Source organism: Micromonospora sp. NPDC003816 (genome assembly GCF_042874705.1).
In the GTDB taxonomy this organism is placed as follows: domain Bacteria; phylum Actinomycetota; class Actinomycetes; order Mycobacteriales; family Micromonosporaceae; genus Micromonospora.
In genome coordinates this window covers 388,532-400,939 of the sequence record NZ_JBIANP010000002.1, presented here as the reverse complement: position 1 = coordinate 400,939, position 12,408 = coordinate 388,532, and the positions used below count along the sequence as shown (strand labels likewise).

At 72.2% G+C, this 12,408-nt stretch carries 1 protein-coding gene (running past one end of the window); it reads left to right on the top strand.

What is annotated here, in order from left to right; genetic code table 11:
- Positions 1–12,408, top strand: partial view of a hypothetical protein gene (locus ACFYTT_RS08105; protein WP_387258105.1) — the final stretch only. 22,920 nt of this gene lie to the left of the window's left edge; only the last 12,408 of its 35,328 coding nucleotides appear in the window; the start codon falls outside the window, past its left edge; its stop codon occupies positions 12,406–12,408.

The window sequence follows — 12,408 nt, the reverse complement described above, 5'->3', positions numbered from 1 at the left end:
GACGCGATCGGGGATCCGACGCTGTGGGACTCCGCGCTGGTCGACGAGATCCTCGGTGTGCTCGCCGTCGTGCTGGAAGTGGACCTGGTCGTGGTGGAGACCGAGGCTGCCCGCCGGTTCTCGGGCGGGGGAGGCTCGACCCTCCACCTGCTCAGGGGCGAGCGGGGCCGATTCCAGTCCTACCGCCCCGCACCGGTGCCGGCCCAACTCACCGCGATCGAACCCGCACAGGTGATCTTCGGCGAGTACGACCCGGCCACCGACGTGACACGGCTGCCTCTCGTGGTGACCGGTATGGACGGTCGGCGCCTGCGGGACCTGACCGCCGACCTCACCGGCCAGGAGCTGATCGACCAGTGGGCGGTCCACCCCGGCCGGGGACCGCAGACGTTGGTCCTGGTGATGGGCGGGGCCGCCGACGAGTCCGGTCCGTACGGTGCGCTCGCCCGCCGTTTCCGGGACCGTTTCGCCACCCCGGTCATCGCCAGCACCGTCGACATCGTGCTGGGCGCCGACGGGAAGGTCTCGGCCGCCTCCGTGGTCCGTGCCCCGGACGGAACCGTCGACCATACCCGGACGGAGCCTGGTGAGTTCCGCTACTTCCCACCGGCCGGAGGCGGGTCGGAGTCGGTCGGGAACGACCTCGCGGCGGGTGCGGAACCCCTCGGGCTGCCGATCGTGGTGAACCTCCCGATCCCCGACACCGGGGCGACCGTCCTGGCGGCCCGACCGGCCCGGCCGGCGGTCGAGGAAGCGCCGGTGCCGCGCCTCTTCGTGGACGGCGACGGTACGGCGCGAATCGGTAGTGCCGCCGCACCACCGCCGGGCTGGCTGTCGCTCGGCGACGCCACGCCGTACCTCGCCCTGCGATGGCTGCTCGACGGCGGCCCGGATGAGGGGCTCGACCTGGGCGCACTGGGACAGGAGGAGTTGGAGTTCGCCGCCGCGCAGGCCGTCAAGTTGCGCGGGGGGCGGATGGTGCCGGTGGACCTTACGGAACTGGTGCTGGCCGCGTTCGCCGAAGCGCCCGAGGGGGCGGCTCGGGTGCAGGACTGGCCGACCGACCTATGGCCCAGTGACTCCATCCTCTTCCTCAGCCCGACCGGGACGGCCCGCGCGGCCGTCGTACAGCCCAACGGGGAACTGCTCGCCTACCGGCCGGTCCACGGCGGCGTCGGTGTCACCCGGCTGTCCCAGAGGCAGTTCGTCGAGGAGACCGGACCGGGCTGGTACGTGGTGCGCGAAGGACTTCGGGGCGTTCAGCAGCCGGTGCTGCCGTCCCCGGAGAGCGTGGATCCCCGCGAGTCCCGGCGGTACGACCGGCCGGCCGGAGTGCTGCCGCACCTCGTCCAGTCGATCGAGCAGATCCCTGCCGTCGACGAGATGACCGTCGTGGACGAGATGACCGACGTGGACGGACTGGAGGTGCGACTCAATCCGCTCTGGATGCCGCTGGCCGAGTTCACGCCGCAGGTGTGGGGTAGGCGGCCCGGCCACACCTGGATGTTCGTGGTGCTGGAGCGTCGGGCGCACACCGGGTCGGAGCAGGAGGATCCCGAGGCCGGGACGCATCCCGACGACCTGTTGGTCTTCGTCGGCTCGGAGGCCGCGTCCGCCGCGATGTCGAGCTGGCAGTTCGACGAGCTGTTGGCGACGCTGCGGCGGACCGACCCGGAGGCCACGCCGGGTCACGTCAGAGACCTCGTCGACGGCCCGGGCCATCCCTCCCTGGCAGTGAGGTTCTCCACCGACCCGGCGACACGTGACGCGGCCCTCGTGGCACCTGCCGGTGTCGCGGGCGAACTGCGCTGGAACCCCGGCACCGACATCTGGTATATGAACGACAAATCGGGCAGGTTCAACGACACGGAGGAACGTCACCAGCACAGCCCCCGATCGATGCATGACTGGTTGATCGTCGCGGCGCGGCTCGTGGCCGACCAGGTGCGGGCACCGGTGCTCCCGCTGAGCGTCCGGATCGGGTCCGGCACGGGAAGGCCTGGCGCCCGACACGACATCCCTGCCGGGGTCCACTTCGTCCATCCCGCCGACAACGAGGACACATTCGCCGCCGTCAGGCGAATGCCCAGGTACTCGACCTACACCTCGGTCTTCGCCACCCTGGAGCCGGCGACCGGCGAGGTGGTGACCCGAGAAGGTCGATACGGCCCACAGACCTTCGTCCAACAGCTCCACCGTGCGGGCCTCGACGAGGAGGTCTCCCTGCTGCTGGTGTTCTTCCTGCCCGGCGGCGCCGAGGGATCCGCAACGGATCGGCAGGCCCTGATGCGGTTCGCGCAGGCCGTTCACCGCCACGGGAATTTCGAGGATGTCGTCGTCAACGACGGTCCGGCCCGCATCCTGCCCGGGGACACCGACGTGCGGCTGGGGACGCTGACCGTCGACGTTCACGGCGGTCTGCTGATCCAGGAGGAAGGCCAGTTCGTCAAACTGACCTTGTTCGGCGAGCAGAGGCGACTCGGATCCTCGGCCGATGCGGCGATGACGTGGCACCTGCACCAGCGTCGGGAGGCGTCCGATGCGGAGGTAGTACCTCAGCGGTATCCGGTTCCGTTCGGCGCACCCCGCGTCGAGGCGCCTCCCGGCACGGCTTACGACGGCGGCGTGCTGGTCGTGGGGGACCTGACCCGGTGGCGGGAATGGCCGTTCGCGGAGAGGGTGGCCGAGGCGGCAGCCTCCTGGGCGCGTCCGGTGGTGGTGGTCGGCCCGGAGCCCGAGCCGAAACACGCGGCGTTGACCGCACTCGGCGCGACGCTGACGCTGTTCGGCGCTCGACGTCAGCTACCGCTGGTGCTCGCGGCCACGCACAGTGCCGAACTGACGGCCCTGGTACGCCGGCACGGCCTGCCCGTGATCGGCGCGGACGAGGCGGGTCCCGCCGCACCGTGGCGGGTGATCGGTCCGGACGGTCGGGTGCACTGGTCCACCACCGGTTTCACGCCCGCCCTGTTCGTGGCCGCGCGCGAGGTCACCCCGGCAGAAGCGGCGAGCGTCGACCGCGTCCGCCTCAGTGAGATGACGCGTGCCCTGATCGACAGGGCGAAGGCTCTCACGGATCTGACTGCCGACCGGACAGCCGTCGAGGAGGGCCGCAACCGCGACGAGCTCGAACCGACGGCAGCCGCTGCGCGGATCGCCGATCTGTCGGACGAGATCCTGTCCGTGCAGACGGAGATCCACCGCCTACGGGAACGTAAGGCCGAGCTGACCGAGATCGCCCGGCACCAGCCGGTCGAGGCGACGCCGGAGGGCTTGACCAGCCACATCCGGGTCGAGCAGTCGGTGCCGGGCGCCGATCGGTGGCTGCTCGTGCCGGTGCTGATCGACGACACCGGCGTGCACGGCCGGCACCCGGAGACCGGTGAACGGACCGCCGACTACTTCCTGACCGCGAGCCGGCAGTGGCTGCCCCGCCTGCGCGGTGGCGCACCCGGTGCGATCCGTGATGCGTCCGTCGAGGCGCCGACCGCGAGCCGGACCGACACGGCACCGGCCGGGACGAGCGCATCCCCGGCGGCGGCCGGCGTGGTGCCACCCCGTGGGGCGGCTGGTGCCGCCTCGCCGTCGCCGTCCGATCTGCCAGGCGCACTCGCCACGACCGAGGCCCAGGTGCGATTCGTCGCCTGGGCGGTGCCGGATCGGCTGGCGGCCCTGCGGCGGCTGGCTGCCGAGGGCCATCCCGGAGCCGGTGCGGCCTCGGCAGCCGTGGACGCACACCGGCGCGTGTTGTTCGGAGCTGCCCACGGCCCGGCCCCGCAGGTCTCCGAGGCGGATCGCACCACCAGCTACCAGCGCATGCACGAGCGGTTGGTGGCACTGGACCTGCCCTACCTGGCGCCGCCGACGACCGACCCGTCGGGGGGTGACGACGCCGTCGCGTCGCTGCCCGTCGTGCCCGAGACGGACTTCCCGGTCGTACTGGTCGCCCCCGGAGCGGACGCCGGCCCCGACGGCCGCACGACGGACACCGACGACGCGCGATGGTTGCAGGGTGTCGGGATCACCGGCCCGCAGGCGGCTCGCCTGCTGGATGACGGGGAACTGCCGTTCGACCGGACCGAGGTCGATCGGCTGGCCCAGCGACTGGCCATGGCGGGCGACGAGGTCGCCGAACTGGTGAACCTGGTCGAGGTGCTCGGCACGGTGCCGCTCGACGTGGGCACCCACGCGCGAGAGATCGGGCTCGCCGGACCCGGGCCGCTGTTCGGTGTGGTCCGCGACCTGGGGGTGCTGCCGGAACTCGTCGTGACGGTGGGGGACGCGCTGGTGCGCGTCGCGGGGGACTCCCGCGAGATCGAGCCGGACGAGGGCTCCTGGGTCGACCTGCTGCGCACGGAGCTGGCCGGGGAGGGCGTCCGCACCGACAGCGACCTGGTGTGGTTGATGCGACTGGTCCGCCGGTCGAAGCTGTCGCCCGCCGACCGGTCCGCGCTGGGGGAGCTGCGCGAACTCGGCGTACCGCTGGAACTGCTGTACGAGCTGCCGACGGCCCACGTGCGCGCGGCGCTGACCGGCCGAAGCCGGGCGGCCGGGAGCCTGGCGACGTTGGCCACGGAGTCGGGCCTCGCCGGCCCGGTGGCTCTGGAAGCGGCGGCCGAGCAGTTCGGCGTACCCCCCGTCGACCTGGCGCTGGCCCTGGGGGACCAGCTCCGGGCGGCCGCCGCATCGGTGCCCGTCGCCAGTCCGGACGACCCGGAGGAGCTGCGCCGTCAGGGGCAGCGGGTCGCCGAAGCGGTGTCGGCGCTGCTGCCGGCGGACGCCGACGTCGTCAGATGGGTGCGGTGGACCGCGCGCCTCGGGTTCCCCGTCGAGCACCTCCGTCCGCTGGTGGACTCCCCGGCGATCGCGGAGTCGGTCTGGGCCGCCCTGGGCGATGTGCCGAGCGAGCGGGTGGCCGATGCCCTCGTGCCGGTGGCACCCGAGCCGGCGACCACGGCCGAGCTGACCCGGGCGCTCGCCCGGAAGCGGGACGTTCCCGCGTCCGCCCCGACCGACCTGGCGCAGTGGGCGGAACAACTCGGTGTGCGGGTCGCCTATCTCCGTCGGGTGACGGCACTGCCGGGAGTCGACGGCGCGCGCCTGTCGGAGTTGGCCGACCGTCTCGGGCTGTCGGCCACGCAGGCACCGGCGTTGGTACGACTGGTGGAGGTGACCGGTCGGGTACCGGTCGAGCTGCCCTGGATCGCCTACCGGCTCGGCCTGATGCGGCTCCCGTACGTGGTGGTCTGGCTGGCGGCCACCTGGGAGACGGACCCGCGCGGGCTGCTGTCGTTGCGCCCGCTGTTCGACCGGATCCGGGAGATGCCCCCCGAGGTGCGGCCCTCCCCGGGACAGATCGAGGAACTCGTCACCCGGTGGGCCGCGCTCGGCCGGCCGGCACCGCGTGGCGACGGCGGTGGTGACGCGCAGGAGTGGCCGGTCCGGAGCGACGCGTCGATCATCAGCGAGTCCGCCCCCGACGATCAGCGGTCACGGTACGTCCGGGAACTCCTGCGGTTCGCCGAGGTCGGCGCCGGTCCGCAGGGCGGGGGACTGCACCTCGCCGATCGCCTCCGGGCCGTACACGTGGCGGAACTGACCCGCGATGTCGAGCAGTTGCGCCGGTCGCGGGATGTCGCCGTGGCCGACCCGAGCGCGGTGTGGCAGGAGGTCGACGCGGTCGCGGACGATCCGTTCGTCGGAGCGTTGACCCGGCAGGCGGCGATCATCGTCGGTACGGCCCGCTCCGTGACGCTGACGCTCCACCACCCCGTCGCCGACCCGGGCGACGTGATCCAGGCAGCCACCCGTGCGGCCGGTGCCCTGACCGCCGCCGTCCGGTGGTGGACGGAGCACCACGCCGACCGATCGATACCCGGCGTGGACGAGACGACCACGCCGGCTGGTCTCGCCGAGCTGGCGGCTGCGCTACCCGGGCCGAAGCCGGGCGGGCGACGGGACGCGGCCGGGCAGATGCTGGCCGAGATGCACACCCGACTCGAACCGCTGAGCCGACCCAGCTCCACCTGGCACATCCACCGCAACGCCGACCTGGTGATCCGTACGGCGGCGGTGCACGTCACCCGACTGCTGGTGGCGGCCGGTGCCGCCGCGTCGCCGTCGGCGTCGCTGATCACGGCCGCGGTGGCAGACCAGGTGGTCGAGGCGGCTCGACAACTCGCCACGGCGATGCGGACGTGGGACCGATTGACCGGCGGTATGTCGGCAGCGGAGGTGTCGGCGACGGCGGAAGCTCCGCCCGGTGCCGACGATCTCCCGCCCGCGCAGTTCGTGGACAACCTGCTGGCCGCGTCCTGGGCCACGCTGTTCGCTGTCCATCAGCACGACATCGAGGGTGACCGACGCGAGCGTTCGTGGCTGGACCCCGAGATGGTGTACTCGCTGGCAGTCGAGGAGCAGGTGCCGTCGGGGCTGGTCTACCGGCAGGCCAGGGCGCAGGAACATCTGTCCGAGCGGACCCCGGACCGGCTCCGGGCATGGGGTGTGCAGCCGCCGTACGAGGCGGTCTACCAGTCGGCCCTGGATCTGCAGGTGCCGGTGCGGCTGTTGCAACCCTTCCTGCGGGCAGGTGGGGTGGCGGCGCATTCCGATGCGGCCTGGATCCGGGGCGTTCTCAGTGACATGGCGCAACGGGCAGGAACGGTCATCGAGGAGCCGAGCCGGCACCTGGCCTTCATGACCGACCTCGGTTTCGACGCCAACCAGCCGGTGACCGGGCGCGAACTGGACTCTGCGGACCGGCAGTGGACCGCCGACGTGCTGGGCATGGACCCGTCGGACCTGGACGGGATCGGCACGGCGAGGTTCGACGACCTCGCGCGGGTCGTCGAGAAGATCCGTGACTACCACGACGGGAGGACGCCCGGCGGTTCCTGGGGCCGACACGAGATCGAATCCCTGGCGGACGCGCTCGACCTGAGCTACCTGCTGGTGCTGGGACACAGCGTACGGGTCGGCCGGGTGCCGGTGGAGCTGTCGGACGACCCGTACGGGTCCTGGGTGTTCCTGCTCGCGAACCGGGGTCGGGTGGACGCGCGCGACCTGGCACCGATCCGTGGCGAGATCGCGGTCCACGTCGACCGTGGTGGTCCTCGGCACGTGGTGCTGAACGAACTGGCCGCCCTGCTGCGTGAGCACGTGGGCGGGGTGCCGCCGCGCGACTCGCTCACCCGTCGTCTGCTGGGCGTCAGCGACGCGGAGGAACTCAAGTTGCTCCACCTCAGGGAGCAGTACCAGCTCGTGGGTACGCCCATCGAGGACGCCCTCACGGTCGCGGAACTGGCCGAGGTCACGCTGGACGTGGCGCTGGAGTTCATCACCATGGCGGCGGGCCACCTCCAGTCCGGCGCGGACGGTGCGGCGGCACGCGGTACCGCCGAGCTACCGTCGGCCCCTGAAACGCCCGAGGTGACGGCGACCCGGCTCCGGGAGTGGGTCGCCCGGTTGGACGGCATCCAGGACTTCGACGGCGACGTCGCTGAGGTCCTCTGGGGCGCGCGGGACGCCGGCTGGACCCTCGAAGACCTCTCGGCGCTGTCGGTCGACGACGCGGAGCGGGTGCTCACGGCCCTGTCGATGGCCCTCAAACTGGACGTCGAGTTCCGGAGCATCACCGTCGGGTACGGCCGCGACGTCGGGGCGATGTTCAGTCGGCTGAAAGAACTCGTCGAGTACGCCGCCGACAGCCGGTTCGACCAGCGGAACCTCATGTGGACGGACGTCGCACTGACCGGGGTCCGGATCGACGTCGACCTGCCCGGGGCCACCGGTGCGGAGCCGGAGTCCCGCGGCTGGGATCTGGAACGCGAGCCCGACCGGCGGTCCGTCAACGCCGAACTGAGCCGACTGCACGGCGCCGGGACCACGATGGTCTCCGTGGCCTTCCAGAACCCGGCCGGCGACGTCGTCCGGGTGGCGGAGGTGGACACCGCAGGACCGGTCTTCGGCGCGTTGGCCGCGATCCACGGGCTGCCGGGCGGGCTGGCTCGTCATCCCGATCTGCTGGCCCACCTCGGATACGAGTTCGCCCCCTACGACCGCAGCCGGCTGGACCGCCGGGTCAGCGCGGTGCCACCGCTGCCCCTCGCTTCCTTCGCGCGGGTGGCGGATCCGTCGCTACGCGCCGTGATCATGATGGCGGTCATCTGGCGGGAACGGCAGTCCGCGTCTCTCGTGCCCGCGAGTCGCGTGGAGCCGCTCACGACCAGGCTGCTGGCCGACGGCGAACCCACCGTCGTCGACGAGTGGGAATACCACCTGGGTGCCCGGGACCTGGGCACCGAGCCCGGCAGTCTGACCCGGGCGGTGCTCGACAGCGCCCGCGCCCAGGGCCTGGAGCTGCCGGCGCACGTACGGGACGAAGCCACCCTGCTCCAGCACGCCGGACAGGTCGTCCGCGCCGATCCGCACCGGTTCACGATCCGGTCCATCGGCGAGCTGATCATCGGCAGCCTGGCGGACGAGGCGGTCGCGCTGCTCGCCGGGGCACTGGGCCTGAACGAGCCGTCCCTCGGCGAGCCGTCGCTGCGCACCCGGTTGGTCGCGATGGCCGACGAGGACACGGCCCGCCTGTACCGGTTCCTCACCCTGCTCACCCCGGACTCCGACGCGGCGGGGGCGCTGGTGCGCGCGGGCTCGCCCGGGGCGAACCCGGCCCGGGATGCCGCCGCGCTGCTGGTCGCGGCGATCGGTGCGCCCCGGATGTGGAACTCCGCCATCCTCGACGAGGTCGTCGCGGTATTCGCCGTCGCACTGGGAGTCGACCTGGTCGTGCTGGGCGACGAGGACGCCCGCACGTACCCGGGCGGCGGCGCGACACTGTTCGTGCGCCGGGTCGACGGCGACGTCTTCCAGTCGTACCGACCGACCGGCTCGTGGGGTCAGCCGGCGGCCTTCGGCTCGTCGCCGGCACTGCTCGCCGAGTACGACCCGACCACGGACGTGGCGCGTGTCCCGGTGGTGCTCGACGGTCGGCGCCCCCGGGACGTGACCGCCCGGTTCACCGGAACCGACCTGATCGACCGCTGGGCGTCGCAGGCCGCCGACACCTCGGCACCGCTGGTCCTGCTGGTGGGGGGAGCCGCCCGTGGCGACGGCACGCACGGCCTGCTGGCCGCTCGCGTCCGCGACCGGTTGCGGCAGCCGGTGATCGCGCCCCTCGACGACATCGCACTCGACCCGCAGGGACGGGTGTCGGCGGTGCGGGCGGATCGACGCCCCGACGGCACGGTCGATCTCCACGAGGCGCAGCCCTCGGAGTTCTGGTACTTCCCCGCCACCGGCGGCACCGCGGTACCGCTCGGCGCTGACCTGGTGTCGGGTGCGGCCACGGTCGGCCTGCGGCTCGTGGCGGACCTGCCGCCCTCGGGCGGGGGACGCACCGCGCTGGCGCTGCGGCCCGTACCTCCTCCTGGCGACGACCTGCCGCCCCCGAGCCTGTTCGTGGACGGCGACGGCGCGGTCCGGCTCGGTCGTTTCGCCTCGCCTCCGGAGGGCTGGTGGCCGCTCGGCGACGCGTCGCCGCTGCTCGCCCTGCGCTGGCTGATGGCCGGCGGACCGGTCGACGGGATCGATCCGTCGGCCCTGGGGCAGCCGGACCTCCAGGTCGCTGCCGAACACGCCACCCAGCTGCACGAGCATCAGATGGTGATGATGGACGTGCCCTACCGGCTGCGCTCGCTGCTCGCCGCCGATTCGCCACGGGCGACCACGGTGGACGACAGACTTCGCGCGTTGCAACGAGGCGACGGCGTCATCTTCGTCGGTGTCTCCGGGCAGGCGCAGGCAGCCACCCGACTACGCAACGGTGACCTGCTCGTCTATCGGCCTGCTCGCGGCGACACGTCGACCGAGCGACTGTCCTGGGCCCGGTTCGTCGAGGAGGCGGGCGACGGCTGGTTCCTCGTGCAGCACCGCGCGGCGGACCCGGCGCCGGTGGTGCTTCCCACCGACGGACCCGTCGATCCGACCGCCTCACGGTGGTACGACCGGCCGGAGAACGTCGGAGCCGGCGTGGTGCCGGAGATCGAGCAGGCGCCGCAGAGCAGTGTGGTGCGGGGCGAGAAAACGGACGGGCTCGACGTCCGGCTCAACCCGTTGTGGATGCCGCTGGCCGACTTCACACCCGAGGTCTGGGCCGGGCGTCCGGACCACGACTGGCTCTTCCTCGTCCTGGAACGCGGGTCGTACGCCGAGGCCCAGGAGGGTGAGGACGCCCGCGACCTCCTGGTGTTCGTCGGCTCGGAGACCGCGACCGACGCGATGTCGCCGGCGCAGCTCGACGACCTGCTCACGTCGATGCGGAAGGTCGACCCGACCGTCACCCTGGCCGATGTCCGGGACATGCTCGACGGTCCCGGACATCCCTCGCTGGCCGCGCGGTTCGAGGGCGACGGCACCGCGAGACTGACCCGGGCCGGGGTGGCCGGGAACCTGCGTCGGGATCCGCAGACCGGCACCTGGGCGTTGGACGGTCTCTCCGGCCGGTACTCGTCAGGCCGTCTCGGCCCGCTTGATCATCTGGACCGGTGGTTGCGCGATGTGGCCCGGCTCATCGCCGACCAGGTGCGCGAACCGGTCAGGTCGAGCGTGTACAGCAGCCGGGGACGGATCGAGTCACGGTACGAGTTCGACTCGAAGATCTACTACCCGCACCCTGCGGACACCCTGGACACGTACCACGCGGTGCGGCGGATGCCCGACTTCCGGCCAGGGGTGTGGTCGGTCTACGCCACGCTGGATCCACAGACGGGCGAGGTGGTCACCCGCAACGGACGGTACGGCCCCCGGAACTTCACCCGCGAGTTGGCGCGCAGCAACGCCAGGTACGAGGGCGCGTTGCTGTTGGTGCTCTTCCTGCCCGGCGACGCGGAGGGCACCGAAGCGGAGCTCAAGGCCCTGTCCCGCTTCGGGGAGCGAGTGCAGGAGGCGCGCCGCACCGACGTGACGGTGTCGGTCGGGACCGCCCACATCCTGCCCGGAGACGGGGACGTGCGGTTGGGCACGCTCACCGCCGACGTCGTCGGTGCTCCCATGGTCGAGCCTGCGGGTGCGTTCGTCCGGTTCCGGCAGCCGGAGCCGGGGAGGGAGTCGGAACCCAAGCCTCCGCCGGAGTTGCTCGACGCGTCGGCCGACGCGTCGATGATGGCGCTGCTGGTGATCGGCTACCCGTCGGGCGTGCACGATGCGCCACAGCGGCACCCGGTGCCGTTCGGACCGCCACGGATCGACGCACCCCGGGGTGCCGCGTACGACGGTGGATTGCTGGTCGTGGGCGACGTCGACAGGTGGCGGCAGCGACCGGTCGCCGAGGCGGTGGCGCGGGCGGCCCGCGCGGTGCGGCGTCCGGTGGTGGTGGTCGAGGTCGGTGCCCGAGTCGACGAACGAAGCGCCGTGCTGACCGTGCTCGGCATGACGCTGATCAAGCTCGGTGAACGGCAACTCCAGCCGATCGTGGTCGCCACCGCGCCCGCCGCGGCCCTGACCGCACTGGTGAACCGCTACGACCTTGCGCTGATCAGTCCAGAGAGCACCGCCGCGGACGCCGGTTGGCAGGTCACCGGGCCGGACGGTGCGCAACCCTGGTCGACGTCGGCGTTCGTCCCGACGCTTCTCACCACCGCCGGTCAGATCACCACAGGCCCGGTCGCGCGGTCCGGATCGGTGATCCTCTCCAAGTGGCTGGGGCAGCCCGACTGGCCCACCGCCGAGGAGTACCTCCGCGAGAACGTCGCAGACCTGCGGCACCCGTACGTCGCCGACGAGCTCGCTCACCTCCAGGCGCGGGACCCGGACAACCGACTGCTTTCCGCCCACAAGGCGGTGCTCGAACTGGTCGAGGCGGCGAACGGGGCGATCGACCCGACCGAGTCCCGCTATCAGCCGACCGAACCGATCCAGACGTTCGAGATGGAGCCCCGCACCACCGTGCGGGGCCCGATGACGGTCTCCTTCGCCCTCGACTACCTCGAACCGAAGCCGAAGCCGTTGCACCGCAAACCCTGGGACGACCGCCTGCTTCGCCTGATGTACACCGACGGTAGGGCCCGCGAACTGGCCGCTGCACTGGCCGCCGGCATCGTCGGCGAACAACCGGACCAGGTCGACGACGGACGCTGGAACGCCACCGTGTTCGGTGCCGTTTCCATCGTGCTGGGGATGACCCCACAGGAAGCCCGGGAGCCTGGCTTCGTCGACGCTTGGAGAAATGCCCTGGAGGACGTGGCCTGCTGCGAGGCCAACCCCACGCACCGCATGTACTGGGTGGACAGACTCGACGAACTCCTCGGGGAGGTCGGCGCGAACGGCATTCCGGGCCACGTGGACGGCCCGGCGCCACACCACGCGGCACTACTGGTGGTGCTGACCTACACCTTGGCCAACTGTTGA